Origin of the sequence: Streptomyces sclerotialus (assembly GCF_040907265.1) — a bacterium.
Taxonomy (GTDB): Bacteria; Actinomycetota; Actinomycetes; order Streptomycetales; family Streptomycetaceae; genus Streptomyces; species Streptomyces sclerotialus.
This window is the reverse complement of sequence record NZ_JBFOHP010000002.1, coordinates 1,138,982-1,154,542: the sequence shown is the minus strand read 5'-3', so window position 1 is coordinate 1,154,542 and position 15,561 is coordinate 1,138,982. Positions and strand designations below refer to the sequence as shown.

General features: G+C 71.5%; 12 protein-coding genes. 7 read left to right on the top strand and 5 right to left on the bottom strand.

Translation table 11 applies throughout. The features are described from left to right. Positions 1-207 precede the first annotated feature (207 nt). The 3 genes from lysA to AAC944_RS05205 form a co-directional block, all read right to left on the bottom strand. Positions 208-1,542: a diaminopimelate decarboxylase gene (gene lysA, locus AAC944_RS05215; protein ID WP_030611469.1), complete on the bottom strand. Its 1,335-nt coding sequence runs from the start codon at positions 1,540-1,542 to the stop codon at positions 208-210. A 291-nt stretch (positions 1,543-1,833) separates the two neighbouring features. Further along, positions 1,834-2,064, bottom strand: coding sequence for a hypothetical protein (locus AAC944_RS05210; protein WP_368396889.1), 231 nt, complete (start codon positions 2,062-2,064; stop codon positions 1,834-1,836). 124 nt (positions 2,065-2,188) lie between these two features. After that, complete coding sequence (locus AAC944_RS05205) at positions 2,189-2,278, bottom strand: hypothetical protein (RefSeq protein WP_037771714.1); 90 nt, start codon at positions 2,276-2,278, stop codon at positions 2,189-2,191. 806 nt (positions 2,279-3,084) lie between these two features. Here AAC944_RS05205 and kdpB point away from each other — a divergent pair. From kdpB to AAC944_RS05185, 4 genes are all read left to right on the top strand, one after another. Further along, positions 3,085-5,271 (top strand): potassium-transporting ATPase subunit KdpB, encoded by a 2,187-nt coding sequence (kdpB, locus tag AAC944_RS05200; protein WP_030611473.1) that lies wholly within the window; start codon positions 3,085-3,087, stop codon positions 5,269-5,271. 179 nt (positions 5,272-5,450) lie between these two features. Beyond that, complete coding sequence (locus AAC944_RS05195; protein WP_368396888.1) at positions 5,451-6,236, top strand: alpha/beta fold hydrolase; 786 nt, start codon at positions 5,451-5,453, stop codon at positions 6,234-6,236. Positions 6,237-6,588: 352 nt separating this feature from the next. Then, entirely contained in the window at positions 6,589-7,398 is an 810-nt protein-coding gene (locus AAC944_RS05190) for an SDR family NAD(P)-dependent oxidoreductase (protein ID WP_030611479.1), read from the top strand. A gap of 14 nt (positions 7,399-7,412) precedes the next feature. Further along, positions 7,413-7,544 (top strand): hypothetical protein, encoded by a 132-nt coding sequence (locus AAC944_RS05185; protein WP_368396886.1) that lies wholly within the window; start codon positions 7,413-7,415, stop codon positions 7,542-7,544. Positions 7,545-7,620: 76 nt separating this feature from the next. On the opposite strand, the gene AAC944_RS05180 is transcribed toward AAC944_RS05185, so the two are convergent. Beyond that, positions 7,621-10,197 (bottom strand): sensor histidine kinase, encoded by a 2,577-nt coding sequence (locus AAC944_RS05180; protein ID WP_030611482.1) that lies wholly within the window; start codon positions 10,195-10,197, stop codon positions 7,621-7,623. Positions 10,198-10,692: 495 nt separating this feature from the next. Between AAC944_RS05180 and AAC944_RS05175 the strand changes: the two genes are divergently transcribed. From AAC944_RS05175 to AAC944_RS05165, 3 genes are all read left to right on the top strand, one after another. Continuing rightward, on the top strand, positions 10,693-11,481 hold the full coding sequence (locus AAC944_RS05175; protein WP_030611485.1) for a GNAT family N-acetyltransferase: 789 nt from the start codon (positions 10,693-10,695) through the stop codon (positions 11,479-11,481). A 210-nt stretch (positions 11,482-11,691) separates the two neighbouring features. Beyond that, positions 11,692-12,132, top strand: coding sequence for a hypothetical protein (locus AAC944_RS05170; RefSeq protein WP_030611488.1), 441 nt, complete (start codon positions 11,692-11,694; stop codon positions 12,130-12,132). A gap of 147 nt (positions 12,133-12,279) precedes the next feature. Then, positions 12,280-14,262, top strand: a complete 1,983-nt coding sequence (locus AAC944_RS05165) for an APC family permease (RefSeq protein WP_030611491.1) — start codon at positions 12,280-12,282, stop codon at positions 14,260-14,262. 665 nt (positions 14,263-14,927) lie between these two features. On the opposite strand, the gene AAC944_RS05160 is transcribed toward AAC944_RS05165, so the two are convergent. Beyond that, positions 14,928-15,554 carry a TetR/AcrR family transcriptional regulator gene (locus AAC944_RS05160; protein ID WP_030611496.1) on the bottom strand — a complete coding sequence of 209 codons (627 nt, stop codon included), beginning with the start codon at positions 15,552-15,554 and terminating at the stop codon, positions 14,928-14,930. Between the last annotated feature and the right edge of the window lie 7 nt (positions 15,555-15,561).

Sequence of the window (15,561 nt, the reverse complement as noted above, 5' to 3'; positions counted from 1 at the left end):
GGGCCGCCCGGGGGCCGTCGCGTGCCGCCCTGACGCGTTCTTCGCGCCGTTGGCCCCGGTCTTCACGGTCCGTTGACGGTGGGAGCGGGAGGGCAGCGCAGAAGAGGCCGTGGGCACCTCCGGGCGGCGGAAGGGGACACGCGGCCGCTCGGAGGTGGTCTCACGGGAGACGCCGCCGGCATGGCGGCGATGCGGACGCCGGACCCGCTATCCGACGTCTTGCCTGGCCAGGCCGTCGAAGGTCTCGTGTCGCACGACCTGCCGCGCGTACCCGTCCGCCACGGCGACCACCGGCGGGCGGCCGACGGGGCTGTACGCGGAGGCCACGGACAGGTGGTAGGCGCCGGCGGCCGGAACCGCCAGCAGGTCACCGGGACGGATGTCACCGGGCAGGGGCACGTCGGAGGCGAGGATGTCGCCTGCTTCACAGTGCCGGCCGACCACGGTCACCCGCGTGGGCTCGGCGAGCGAGAGCCGGCCGACCAGGCGCGGCGCGTAGCGCACCCCGTGGAGCGCGGGCCGTGGGCTGTCGCTCATGCCGCCGTCCACGGCGACGAAGGTACGGGCCCCCGTGTGCTTGACGGTGAGCACTCGGCAGAGGGCGACGCCGGCGGGCCCGGCGACGGCCCGGCCCGGTTCGACGATCAGCCGGGGGACGGGCAGCCCGGCGGCCGCGCAGCCTTGGCAGACCTCGGCGCGGACGGTGCGGGCGAGCGCCGTGATGTCCAGTGCGGGCTCGCCCGGCCGGTAGGCGATGCCGTGCCCGCCGCCCAGGTCCAGTTCGCGTGTGGTGAAGCCGTAGGACTGGTGGAGGCGGGCCATGAGCCCGGTCAGGCGGTGCACGGCAGTGAGGTAAGGCCTGACGCTGGTGATCTGCGAGCCCAGGTGGCAGTGCAGACCGGTCAGCTCCAGCTCGGGCTGGGCGAGGACGCGCGCGATGGCGTGGTGGGCGCTGCCGTCGGTCATCGACAGGCCGAACTTCTGGACCCCAGTGCCGGTGCTGGTCTTCTCGTGGAGCCCGGTGCTGATGCCGGGCACGACGCGGACCAGCACCTTGACGGGTTCGTCGTGGGGTCCGACGGCCGCGGCCAGCCGGGTGATCTCCGGCAGGCTGTCGATGGTGATACGGCCCACGCCGAGCCGCAGCGCGGCCTCCAGGTCGTGTGGGCTCTTGGCGTTGCCGTGCAGGACGATACGGTCCGGCGGTACGCCGGCGGCGACCGCGACCTCCAGCTCGCTTGCCGAGCAGACGTTTAGCCCGAGCCCCTCCTCCGCCACCCAGCGGGCCATCGCGCGGCAGAGGAACGCCTTGGCCGTGTACCGGATGTCGGCGTGCGGGAAGGCGTGCGCGTAGAGCCGGCAGCGCTCCCGTACCTCGGCCTCGTCCAGCAGGTACACGGGTGTGCCGAAACGGTCGGCGACCTGGGCGAGCGGTACCCCGCCCACTTCGAGGTCACCGCACGGCAGCGGGGTGGTGGAGGCGGGCCACACGGACAGCTCGTCCGCGTCCGCGGCAGCCGGGGAGACGTCGACGGTGGTCATGACGTCAGCCCCGGCAACGGGTGCCGGCCGGTCGGCCGGTGACGGGCCGCGCAGGCGGCCGGTTCCGGTGCGTCGGCCGGCAGTACGTCAACCATGACGTTCCTCCTTGGGAGTGGAGATGAGGGCCCCGGTGCTGGAGGGGAGCCGGGAGGTCGGGGCCCGGCAAGGACGCTCATGCCCACGGAACCGGGCAACCGGGCGTCTGCGTACGCCTTCTGACGCCTTGTTGACGGCGCGGCGGCGTGTGCTGACGAGTTGCTGACGGGCGGCCGCGTGCCGGCACCGGAGTCCTCAGTCGTTGTCGGACCGGCCGGCCGTGCCGAGTGCCGCCCCTGCCTGGTCGGCCAGGAGCACCGCGACCAGGCGGGCCTGGAGTGGCGGCATGGGGCCGGGCTCGGGGGGTGAGAAGGAACCTGCCGTAGTAGGTGCGACGAGCGCGGCCGCCGGCGCGAAAGGGGTGCGCATCGGCGCGAGGCGGTGCCGCAGCCCCGTGACAGCCTCTCGTCTCGTCCAGCCGGTCATGGCCCACCTCCTGCGCTCGCCATGCCTTGGCCACGCCGCAGAGCATGTCCTATGGCCTGCATACCACCGGAGCGCCGCGTCCGCTCGACGGCCGGCCATCCTGGGTGGCACACGACTGCCCAGGTCAGAAGCGGTCCCGGAAGATGCAGGCCAGGACGAGGTAGCCGACCAGACACATGGCGATCACCAACCCGACGACGTTCTCCACCGTCACCGCCGACCAACTCCTCCGCGTTCCAGGGCAAGGTGTGCACACGACGTCTGCGAAACCACGCCGTGAGAAGACCACCCCGCGCGAGGTGCTTCCGATGCGCAGGCGCGCCGGAGATTGGCACTTTCTTGTCGCGCGGGCCTGCGGCGTTGACGCCCTGTTGACGCCCTCCTGACGGAGCGGGAAGCAACGGGCCGCCCGGCCGCACCCCCCTCGTCGATGCGGCCGGCACGGTCCTGCGGCGGGACGGTCGTGCCGCCTCGCGCCGGGGCGGGTGGCCCGGGCCCCCTCTCCGGGCCACCCGCCGTACCGACGGTGAGCGGCACCCGCCGGTGGCGCGGCACGGACGGTCTGCCGTCCGCGCGCCGTTCAGTCTGTGATCGTCTTCGTACGCCGGCCGCATCCCTTGATGCCGCCCTGACGCTTTCCCGGGTCGCGTTGACGCAGGCTTGGCACCGTGGCCGGACCGCCCGTCAGGGGCGTGACAAAACGCGGTGGCGCCGTGGTTCCCGGCATCGCGTCCGGGATACGTTCCTGCTCGGCCACCGGAGGTCCGCGCCCGTCATCGGGACGCCGGACCCGGCCGTTCCCCGGCGGAGCGGCCGGACGCACCGCGCCCGATACCAACAGCAGGCGCACCTCCGGGCGGCGCGCACGCGGCGGCTCCCTCAACACCGCCGCTGTCGCGCGCAGCTCTGCCGGGGCCGACGCCCCGGCCCCGGCAGAGCCCGGCGGCCACCGTTCCCTGCCGACCCGTCGGCCGAACCCGCCTCGGCAGTCGGCCCGTCACGCCCAGAAGGTCACCTCCTATGCTTCCTGCCGCCCCACAGCAGGCGCCCTCCGATCCGACGGACACCAGGGCCCGGACGACCGGCCAGGACCGGAGCCCGCATCCCCGGCGGGGGCGCGGCAGACGGCGACGGGCCGCGCCGGCCGGGCTCTTCGATCCGAAGCAGCTGCTGTCGGCCCTGCCCGACGCCCTGCGCAAGCTGCGGCCCCGAGCGTTGGTCAGGAAACCGGTGCTGTTCGTCGTCGCGGTCGGCGCCGCCCTGACGACGCTGGCGGCACTGCTGCACCCCACCGTCTTCACCTGGGTGATCAGCTGCTGGCTCTGGCTCACAGTGATCTTCGCCAATCTCGCCGAAGCCGTCGCCGAGGGGCGCGGCAAGTCGCAGGCGGAGTCGCTGCGCAAGGCCCGTACGGACACCGTGGCGCTGCGGCTGCGCGACAACTGGCGGGTCGGCATCAACCTGGACCGGGCCGAGACGGAGGCGGTGCGCGCCACCGACCTCCAGCCCTTCGACTTCGTCCTGGTCGAGGCGGGCGAGCTGATCCCCGCCGACGGCGAGGTGGTCGACGGTGCGGCGGCCGTCGACGAGTCCGCGGTGACCGGTGAGTCCGCGCCGGTCGTCCGGGAAGCGGGCGGCGACCGGTCCGGTGTGGTGGGCGGTACGACGGTGCTGTCCGACCGGATCGTCGTACGGGTCACCTCGCGCTCCGGCCACACCTTCCTCGACCGCATGATCGCGCTGGTCGAGGGCGCCTCCCGGCAGAAGACACCCAACGAAATAGCCCTGAACATCCTCCTCGCCGCACTCACCATCGTCTTCGTCCTGGTGACGGTCACGCTCCAGCCGATGGCCGACTACGCGAACTCGGCCCAGTCCACCACGGTCCTGGTCGCTCTCCTGGTCACCCTCATCCCGACCACCATCGGCGCGCTGCTCTCCGCCATCGGCATCGCCGGCATGGACCGCCTCGTCCAGCGCAACGTCATCGCCGTGAGCGGTCGCGCCGTCGAGGCGGCCGGGGACGTGGGCACCCTGCTGCTGGACAAGACCGGCACCATCACCCACGGAAACCGCGTGGCGACCGCGTTCGTACCGCTGCCCGGCACCCCCGAACTGCGGCTGGCGGACGCGGCCCAGCTCTCCTCACTGGCCGACGCAACCCCGGAGGGCCGTTCCGTCGTCGCGCTGGCCAAGGAGAAGTACGGCGTGCACGAGCCGCCGGTAGCGGAGCTGGAGCGGACCCGCTTCGTGGAGTTCAGCGCCCGCACCCGCATGAGCGGCATCGATCTGCGCTGGCCGAACGGCGCCGTCTGCCACGTACGCAAGGGCGCGGTACCGCAGGTGATCGACTGGGTGGAGCGGTACGGCGGCCACGTACCGAACGAGGCCCGCCTGTTCGCCGACGCCGTCGCCGCGGCCGGCGGCACACCGCTGCTCGTCGCCGTGCACGACTGGGACGGCCCGCGGGCGCTCGGCGTGATCCACCTCAAGGACATGGTCAAGGAGGGCATCGGCGAACGCTTCACGGAGCTGCGCCGGATGGGCATCAAGACGGTCATGGTCACGGGGGACAACCCGCTGACCGCCAAGGCCATCGCGGAGGAGGCGGGCGTGGACGACTTCCTCGCCGAGGCGACGCCCGAGGACAAGCTCGCCCTGATCCAACGGGAGCAGGCCGGCGGCAAGCTCGTCGCGATGACCGGCGACGGCACCAACGACGCGCCCGCCCTGGCCCAGGCCGACGTCGGCGTGGCGATGAACACCGGTACCTCCGCCGCCAAGGAGGCCGGCAACATGGTCGACCTCGACTCCAACCCGACGAAACTCCTCGACATCGTCGAGATCGGAAAGCAACTCCTCATCACCCGCGGCGCGTTGACGACCTTCTCGATCACCAACGATGTGGCGAAGTACTTCGCCATCATCCCCGCGATGTTCGCCGGCGCCCACCCGAGTCTGTCCGCGCTCAACGTGATGGGCCTGCACAGCCCCACCTCGGCGATCGCCTCCGCCATCATCTTCAATGCCCTGATCATCATCGGGCTCATCCCGCTCGCACTGCGTGGTGTGCGCTACACCCCCGCCTCCGCCCACGACCTCCTGCGCCGCAACCTCCTGCGCTACGGCCTGGGCGGCCTCGTCCTGCCCTTCATCGGCATCAAACTGATCGACCTGCTGCTCTCCGCAGTACCGGGACTGGGCTGAGCCCCCCGACACGCTGCTTGCGGCGCTTGCCGGGCTCGGGTCCTATGGAGGGCCGCCCGTGGACGGTGGCTCGGACAGTGAGAGGGAGGAGGGGGAGGCCGATGGCATCGGTGTACCGCGGCGCAGCGGGCCGCGCTCGAGTGCGAGCGTGGTGTGCGGCCCGGCTGGACGCATGGGAGGTGTCCCATCACCGCTGGGAGGTGGCCACCGATGCCGGCAGCACAAGCGTGGTCTCGGCCGGACGGCCTCGGGACGGAATGCCGCTGCTGGTGCTGGTGCCGGGCACCCATATGAACGCCGCCGTGGCGCTGGACATGGTCGCCGGACTCGCGAGGATCGGTGCGGTGGCGGCGTTGGACGTGCCTGGCCAGCCCGGTCTCAGCGCCGAGCATCGGCCCCGTCGCGCCCGCCTGCCCTGGTATGGACACTGGCTGTCCCAGGCACTGCAACAGGTCGCTTCGGGGCCGGCCGTCGTCATCGGCCACTCCCTGGGGGCCGCCATCGCCCTGGCCGCGCAGTCACCGCGCATCGCCGGTCGCCTGCTGCTGTCTCCCGGTGGCCTGATGCCACTGGCCGTCCCCGTTCCCCTGCTGCGCGCCACCGTCCCGTGGATGGTGCGGCCCAGCCTGCCGCGTACCACGCGCCTGCTGGGGCAGATGAGCGCCCCAGGGTGTCCCGTGCCCTCCCATCTCGCCGAGTGGATGACGTTGGTCGGCGAGACATGCCGCAGCACGCTGGCTCCCAGGCCCCTGCCCGTAACAGTGCTGGCGCGCTCCCGAGCCGTGCCGTGCACGGTCGCGGTAGGCGCTCATGACATCTTCCTGCCCCACACCCGGCTCGTGCCGGCCGCGCAGCGCCTTCTGGGCACCGAACCGCACGTCCTGGACGACGCGGGCCACTTGCTCCTGGACAACGCTCCGCACAGCGTCATCGCGCTCGTAGGCAGCCTGCGGGCCGGCGGCTGAGCCCTCCGTCAGACCCGCGTCAAGAAGCCTCGGGTTCCCTTGAGGCCGACTCGGCACGGTAGTTGGATGAAGTCGTGAACAGCGCGTGGCTCCTCCTCGACCGGCCGCCTCATCCGGCGTTTCACGGTCATGCCGCGCGCTGCCGGAAGACGTCCGTTCCACGCTGACGCATCTTCCCCACCCGAAAGGGCGCCGTGACCTGGTCCGGCGCCCTTTTCCTGCCCGCCTGCCACCTCGACGCGCACCGGCAGCACTCATGACGGCCGCCGGTGGGCGCACGGTGGCGCGTGCCCGCACGCAAGTGCGCGGAAAAGAAGCGGAAAAGAAGCAGACAAGAAAGGGATGCACCACCATGACCGACTCCGATCTCGCTGCCCGTACCGTCCTGGTGACCGGTGCGACCACCGGTATCGGCTACGAGACCGCCCGGCAGCTCGCCGAACGCGGAGCGACCGTCCTCGTCCACGGCCGTACCGCCGAAGAGGCGCAGGCGGCGGCGGACCGGCTCGCCGCCTGTGCCCGTGTCGACCCCGCCCGTCTGTGCGCCTGCGCCGCGGACTTCGCCCGTCTGGAAGAGGCCGAGCACCTGGCACAACGCGTCCTGCGGGAACACCCGCACCTGGACGTCCTGGTGAACAACGCCGCGATGGCCGCACCCGAGCGGCACACGATCACCGCCGACGGCAACGAGATCGCCTTCCAGGTCAACTTCCTCGCGCACTACCTCCTCACCAACCTCCTGGCCCCCGCTCTGACCAGCGACCCGGGCGGCCGCGTCGTCAACGTCTCCTCCTCGCTGCACCGCACCGCCTCCATCCAGTGGAGCGACCCCCACCGTGCCCGCCGCTACTCCCGCCTCGCCGCGTACGCCCAGTCCCAGCTGGCGCTCACGGTCTTCGCGGCCGATCCCCGGGTGACGGCCGTCTCCGTCCACCCCGGCATCTGTGAGACCGGCCTGCTGCACCTGTACGGCAACCGAGGCGCGTCCGCGGCCGAGGGCGCGGCCCATGTCGTGCGGCTCTGCGACCCGGCGACCGAGATCGTCAACGGTGCGTACTACGACCGTGACCGGCGGGTCGAACCCGCTCCCGCCGCCATGGAGGACCGCAACGTGAAGCGCCTCAACAAGCTCGCCGACCTGCTCGTCGGCCACACCGCTTGAAGGGACGGGACACCGTGTCGAAGCGCGCCCGGAAGAAGAAGGCACGCCGCAAGAAGAAAGCACGCGGCAAGAAGAAAGCACGCCGCAAGAAGAAGGCCAACCACGGCAGCAAGGCCAGCAAGGCCAGCAAGGCCAGCCAGGGCTGACAGGGCTGACAGGACTGACAGGGGCGGCGGGCCGGACACCCCCGGTTCCGGCCCGCCGCCCCGCGCCGTGCGTGCCCTACGGGGCTTCCGCCGGGCGCGGCTCCGGTCGCGAGTTCACGCGCCGCAGGACCGGCACGTCCGGCACCCTCTCGGCGAAGGGCAGGGACAGCACCATGGTCAGGCCCCCGCCGGGGGTGTCCTCGGGGTGCAAGGTGCCGTTCATCGCCTCGGTCAGCCCCTTGGACAGCGCCAGGCCCAGACCGAGCCCGGTGGTGTTGTCGGTGTCGCCCAGCCGCTGAAAGGGTTCGAAGAGCCGGTCGCGGGTGGGCGAGGGCGGCAGGCCGGGACCGCGGTCGACGATCCGTACTTCCACCCGGCCGGCCAGGGCACTGGCGGTCACCAGCACCTTCTGCCCGGGCGGGGTGTGGCGAGCGGCGTTGCCGGCCAGGTTGGCGATCACCCGTTCCAGCAGCGGCGGATCGGCCTGTACGGCCGGGATCTCCTCCAGGTCCGGTACCTCGATCTCCGGGGTGCCCGGAGGCAGCGACTCCAGTGCGGGCGGCAGCACCTCCTCCAGCGTGGTGGCGCGCAGGTGCAAGGACAGGGCACCCGCCTGGAGACGGCTGAGGTCCAGCAGGTTCTCCACCAGGCGGTTCAGCTTGGCCATGGACTCGTCGGCGGTGGCGAGCAGCTCCTGCCGGTCCTCCTCGGAGAACTCCACCTCCCGGCTGCGCAGGGAGGAGACCGCGGCCCAGCCGGCGGCGAGGGGCGTGCGCAGGTCGTGGCCGACCGCGCGCAGCAGGGCCGTGCGCATGCGGTCGGCGGCCTTGACCGGCTCCACTTCGGCGGCGGCCTCGGCAAGCCGGGCCCGTTCGACCGCGGCGCCGACGTGGGCGGCGAAGGCGGCCAGCACGCGGCGCTCGGATGACGGCAGAGCACGCCCGCGCAGGACGAGGTAGGAGCCCGGGCCGGCGGGCACAGTGGTCACGGCATCGCTCGCACTCGCATCGGACGCCGGGCCGTTGGCCCCGGTAACGGATGGCTCACCGACCAGCTCCACCGAGAGCATGCCGAACGTCTCCTTGGCACGGGTCAGCAGCGCGGGAATCGTCGCGTCGCCGCGCACGATGGCGCCCGCGAGGGACGACATGGTCTCGGCCTCGGCGGTGGCCCGGGCGGAGCGCCTGGACAGCCGCAGCGAACGGTCCACGACGGCGGCAACCGTGACGGCGACACTTGCGAATACCACGAGCGCCACCATGCTGTTCGCATCGCCGAGCGTGAAGTGCCCGACGGGCGGTATGAACCAGTAATTGAGCAGCAGAGAGGCAGTGACGGAGGCGATCAGCGCCGAGACGACGCCGCCGATGCACGCCACGCCCACCACGGCCATCAGATACAGCAGCGCCTCGCTGGTGAGGTCGAGAGCGCTGCGGGCAGTGTCGAGGCTCAGCAGGGACGTCAGGGCGAGCGGCAGCAGCAGCCCGGCGACCGGCCCTGCGATCCGGCGGGAGCGGGGGAGCGTGCGGCGCCGGGAAGGCAGCAGGACGCCTTGGCCGGCCCGCTCGTGGGTGACCATGTGGACGTCTATGTCGCCGGAGAGGGCGGTGACCGTCTCACCCGTGCCCCGGCCGGTGAGGAACCGTTCCAGGCGGCCGCGGCGGCTGGTACCGAGGACCAGCTGGGTGGCGTTCTCCGCGCGGGCGAACTCGACCAGCGCGGTGGGTACGTCGTCCCCGACCACCGAGTGGTAGCTGCCGCCGAGGCCCTCCACGAGCCGGCGCTGCCGGGCCAGGGAGGCGTGCGAGGCGCCGGCGGCCAGCCCGTCGCTGCGGGCCACGTGCACGGCCAGCAGGTCGCCGCGGGCGGAGCGGTCGGTGATGCGGGCGGCCCGGCGGATCAGGGTGGCGCCTTCGGGCCCTCCGGTCAGGGCGACGACGACGCGTTCCCGGGTCTCCCACACGCGTCCGGTGCCGTGCTCCGAGCGGTGGGACCGAAGGGCCTCGTCGACGCGGCCCGCCACCCACAGCAGGGCGAGCTGGCGCAGCGCCGTGAGGTTGCCGGGGCGGAAGTAGTGGGCGAGCGCGGCGTCGACCTTCTCGGGGGCGTAGATGTTGCCGTGCGCCATCCTGCGGCGCAGCCCCTCGGGCGGGATGTCGACGAACTCGATCTGCTGGGCCCGGCGGACCACCTCGTCGGGCACCGTCTCGCTCTGCGGCATCTCGGTGATCTTTTCGACGACGTCGTTGAGCGACTCCAGGTGCTGGATGTTGACCGCCGTGATGACATCGATTCCGGCGGCCAGGAGCTGTTCGACGTCCTGCCAGCGCTTGGCGTTGCGGCCGGAGCCGGGGACATTGGTGTGGGCGAACTCGTCGACCAGGGCGACCTGCGGCCTCCGGGCGAGCAGTGCGTCGAGATCCAGTTCCGTGAAAGAGCCGCCGCCGTAGGCGCAGCGCTTGCGCGGCAGGACCTCCAGGCCGTCGAGCATCGCCTCGGTCTGCGGGCGCCCGTAGCACTCGGCGAAACCGACCACCACGTCGGCGCCGCGCCCCGCCCTGCGTCGTCCCTCGTCGAGCATGCGGTAGGTCTTGCCGACGCCGGGGGCAGCCCCCAGGTAGACCTTCAGTTGTCCGGGTCGTACGTCATTCATCTGTCCGGGTAGTACGTCATTCATCGCGGCCGACGTGCTCCGCTCACCGGCAGTCCACTCCCTGGGTCCCTGAGCCGTTTCCTCCCACAGAAGCCCGTCGAAGAGCTTTCGTGAGCCGCCCGCGGACGCCCTTGACGCGCCCTTGGCGCTCCGCACACCGACGTTGACACTGCCTTGACGAGCCACTGTGCCGACGGGGTGAGAGCGGTGTGCCGGGAAGTCCGGCCGGCTGGAAGCGTTCGGGGCCCCTCGCGGCCCAGGGGACGGTATGCGCGGCGCAGGCACGTTCGTATCCGCAGGCATCAAGGGCGTGTCAGGGGCACGTTGCCGCCCTTGCCGAGCGACGACCGGGCGGCATTGCATGAATCTCGCGGCCCCGTCACTCGTCACGGAACAACAGCGTCGAGGTCCCACTACGGGACGTGCCCGGACGGTACGTGCGCCGCTCACCATGACACCGGCCACTGCCGGATCCCACTCGGACACAAGGCACCGATGATCAACATTGCCCCTTCACAGCTGCCCGCTTTCGCCTCACGCCTGGCCGAGGAGAACCCCTGTGCGGTGCCGCTCGCCGAGCATGTGCTCCTCACAGGGATCGGCCGCTGGCGGGCCGACCGGATCGTGCTGCCTCGCACCGTCGGTGTGTCCTGCGCCGGCCACGTGCTGCTGCGGGGAGTCCCCGACGGGCTCACGCCCGAGGAACTGGCTCCCTGGGCGGGCAGTTACATCGATGCGTCCGCCCGCTTCCTGCCTCTCCTGGGCACCGCCTTCGACCGGCTCACTCCCTGGGAACGGATGGTGTGGACGCAACAGGCGGAGCCACAGCGGTACTCCTTGCCGCGCGGGGTGACCGTACGCCGTCTCGGGCCGGCGGATGCGCACGCTCTGACCGCTCTCGGGCCCGACGCGGCGTGGCTGACGGCGAGTTGGGGCGGGCCCCGGGGACTCGCCGCATCCGGACACTGCTGGGCGGCCCTGAACCGCGCGGGACGCATTCTGGCCGTGGCATGTACGTACTTCCGCGGGACCCGGTACGAAGAGGTGGCAGCCTTCACCACGCCCGACCACCGCCGCCATCGCCTCGCCCTGGCCTGCGTGGCCGCACTGAGCGCCGACATCGCGTCCCGGGGCCACACGCCCAGCTGGAACTGCTCGGTCCACCACCGCGCCAGCCGCCTGCTGGCCTGGACCGCCGGCTTCCGTTTGGTACACGAGTACGTCCACTACGCCGTCGGCGATCCGGTGGCCCGCGGCGGGCACGCCGAAGGGCGGGCGGCCTGATCCTCGCGCCGGGCCGTGCGGCGGCATCAAGGCTGCGTCGCAACGCCATCAGTGAGCCGTCAAGGCGGCGAAGCGCGAGCCACGCGTGCGCCAGGCTTCGGCACCATGAGAGGTCTCATCGCCGCGTACTCCAGGCGTGGATCGTCACCGGGTACCGTCGCCCATGACCGGGAGTGGGCGGGTGACCGGCGTGATGCGTGGCTCTGTTCCGTGACGCTGCTGGTGCTCCTGCTGCTGCTCGACGGAGTCTCGGGCCGGCTCACTCCGCTGCGCGCCGCGCTCTGGACCGGGCTCGCGGTGCTGCTCTTCGTCGTGCTGCTGCCGCCTCGCGTCACCGCGGGGGACGGCTGGCTGGCCACGTGCGGGCTGCTGCGCGAGCGACGGGTACGTACCGACTGCCTGGTGTCGGTACGTACCGTGGACGGGGTGGCACAGCGGCTGGTGCTGCGTGATCTCTACGGCGTCCGGGTCGAACTGGATCCGAAGGTGCTGATCGGCAACCCCGATATCCGGCGGCTGCTGGAGGAGGGCGCCCGGACGTCGTGCGAGCGCGGGCTGATGACGCGCGGGGCAGGAGCACTGCGGCAGCTGTCACGCCGTATCGACGGTGAGACGGCGCGCCTGGTGTTCAAGGTCTCCGGGCTGGAATGACGGCGTGCCGGCCCTTTCACCGTCCTGAACTCGCTGCGCAGCGGCCCGGCGACGCTCCGGAGTAGCCCACGGCCCTGTGATGCACGACGATGTGCTGGATACTCGCTTCCCGTTGTTGCACGGCGGAACGGCAGGAAGAGGGCGTCCATGCCTCCCATCGATCAGGCCGAGACCGAGAACGGGCCGGCTCCGGGAGCCGGCCGCCGCCATCGGTGGCGGGCCTGGCTCCTGGAGGGACTGAGCGAGCAGTCCGCCCGTCACCCCGGGCCCCACGGCACCCCACCGACCGAACACAAGGGCCACAAGTGGTGGCGGGTGATGTGCCTGACCGGTGTGGACTACTTCTCCACCCTCGGCTACCAGCCGGGCATCGCGGCGCTCGCGGCCGGCCTGCTCTCGCCGCTCGCGACGCTGGTCCTGATCGCACTGACCCTGCTGGGCGCGCTGCCGGTCTACCGCAGGGTGGCGCGGGAGAGCCCGCACGGCGAGGGGTCGATCCACATGCTGGAGCGGCTGCTGCCCTGGTGGGCGGGGAAGCTCTTCGTCCTGGTGCTGCTGGGCTTCGCAGCCACCGACTTCATGATCACGATCACTCTGTCGGCGGCGGACGCCTCCGCGCACGTCGTGGAGAACCCCTTCGCGCCGCACTGGCTGGACGGCGAGAACACCTGGATCACCATCGCCCTGATCGCCGCCCTCGGCGCCGTCTTCCTCAAGGGCTTCCGCGAGGCCATCGGCGTGGCGGTGGTACTGGTCACCGTGTACCTCGGCCTGAACCTCGTCACCCTCGCCGCCTCCGCCTGGCAGGTGTTCAGCCATCCGGTGCGGATCGGCGACTGGACCAGCGCGATGACGGCCCAGCACTCCTCGCCGCTCGTCATGATCGGTGTAGCGCTGCTGGTCTTCCCCAAGCTGGCGCTCGGCATGTCCGGCTTCGAGACCGGCGTCGCCGTCATGCCCCAGGTACGCGGGGACGCCACCGATACGTACGACAAACCCGAGGGCCGCATCCGCGACACGCGGAAGCTGCTCACCACGGCCGCGCTCATCATGAGCTGCTTCCTGCTGCTCTCCAGCCTGGCGACGACGATCCTGATCCCGCAGGACGCGTTCAAGAGCGGGGGCCCGGCCAACGGGCGGGCGCTGGCCTACCTCGCCCATGAACATCTGGGCGAAGTCTTCGGCACCGTCTACGACATCTCCACCATCGCCATCCTCTGGTTCGCCGGCGCCTCCGCCCTCGCCGGACTGCTCAATCTTGTGCCGCGCTACCTCCCGCGCTACGGCATGGCTCCCGAATGGACCCGCGCGGTGCGCCCGCTGGTGCTCCTGTTCATGGCCATCGCGCTGTTCATCACGCTGTGGTTCAACGCGAACGTCGACGACCAGAGCGGCGCCTACGCCACCGGCGTGCTGGTACTGATGCTCTCGGCGGCCTTCGCCTCCACCGTCGCCGCCCGGCACCGCGGCCACCGGCTCGCGATGTACGGCTTCGCCGCGATCACCGCCGTCTTCGCCTACACCCTGGTCACCAACGTCGTCGAGCGCCCGGACGGCATCAAGATCGCCTCCCTCTTCATCCTCGGCATCCTGCTGACCTCCTTCGCCTCCCGCATCCACCGAGCCTTCGAGCTGCGCGCCGCCGCGGTCACCTTCGACGCGCCCGCCGCCCGGCTCATCGACGAGGCCGCGGCCTCCGGTCCGCTCCGGGTCATCGCCAACGAGCCCGACGAGCACACCGCCGCCGAGTACCGCATCAAGGAGTACAGCCAGCGCGAGGAGACCCCCATCCCCGGCGGTCGCCCCGTCCTGTTCCTGGAAGTCTTCCTCCAGGACTCCTCGGACTTCACCACCGACCTGGCCGTACACGGCGAGGAAGCACACGGTGTACGGAGGCTGCGCGTGGCGGGCGCGGTGGTGCCCAACACCATCGCCGCCGTCCTCATGGAGCTCCGCGACCGCACCGGCCAGGTCCCGCACGCATACTTCAACTGGACCGAAGGCCACCCGGTCGGCCACCTGCTGCGCTTCCTCATCTTCGGCGACGGCGAGGTCGCCCCGGTCACCCGCGAGGTCCTCCGCCGCGCCGAACCGGACCCGAATCAGCGGCCACGGGTCCATGTCGGCTGAGACGTACAGTGCGGGTGTCTCCGGGGTCATTTTCCTCGGCCGGTGGCGGCCTCTCCGCGGACACCGACCGGCCCTGGGAGCGGTTCGAGGATCGCTGTACGGACTGCGAGCGCGAGGGCGCTCCGGACGCCGGGGGAGAGGCCGATCCGGTTCCGGCGGAAGATGACGTGACAGGCCAGGACACGGCGAATTCCACGGTCGAGGGAGCCGGCAGCGGTGCCTTCCTCGAGGCCATTTCCTGTACGTCGGAGGGGTACGGCCCATTCCTTGCTGACGACATCGCCAAGTACTGGGCGCCGGCGGCGGGAGCGACTCCGGAGACCTGCTGCCCTCAGGCAGGTGACGACAAGCCGGTGCGATGGCCGAAGGCGTCGAAGGAGCGTCGCGGGGCGGGGCCGGTGGAGACCGCGCTTCACGTCCGGTACCTGGTCGATGAGCGCCACCGGACAGCGGTGGTGCTCGGTCTGGAGTGCGGCCGACGGACGGTAGCCGGCTCCGAAGCGCCTCGGCTGGTTCTGCTCATGGGGCCGGCCGCAGCCTGAACGCCGGCTGGGCGCTGTGCGGCCAGGGGGCCATCGGTACAGAACAATCAAGTCGGTTCACGCACTGATCCGCTCTGCCACTGAGGTTCGGCGAAACGGGCGCCGGGCGGGGTCGAGCCCTGACTACGGTCCGGCCGTGCCGGTGTACGGTCCGGCCGTGCCGGTGGAGTCTGCGGAGGGGCAGGTGACCTCCCAGGCCGCCTCGATCATCCGGAAGATCTCATCCAGCGCGGCCTTCGGATCGGCCGCCTCACGGGCCAGCGAATAGGCGTCGATCACGAACCTCGCGATCGCCCGGCAGGCCGTTGTGGTCCGTGACAGGTCGGGATCGGCGGCGATGGCCGTCGCCAGCGACTCCGCGTGGCGCAGTCTCATCGACTCCTCGTACTTCCGCAGGGCGGGTGATGCGTCGATCATGTGCCAGATCGGGGCGGCGCTGTCCGCCGTGCAGTGACGTACCAGGGCCTGGATCTCGCGGCGCAGCGCGGGGATGAGCGGCTCGTGCGGCCCCCGGTCGGTGACCGCCCGCGTGAGGCGTTGCTCGAAGTCTTCGTCCTGCTCGAAAACCAGGGCCTCTTTCGACGGGAAGTGAGAGAAGAGCGTGGTGACGGCCACGTCGGCCTCGGCAGCCACGTCACGGATGCCTACCGCGTCGTACCCGCGTTCCAGGAAGAGCCGCAGGGCGGCGTCAGCGATCTTCTGGCGGGTTACGGCCTTCTTGCGCTCACGGCGTCCGGTCGGCACGGTCATGCCCTCA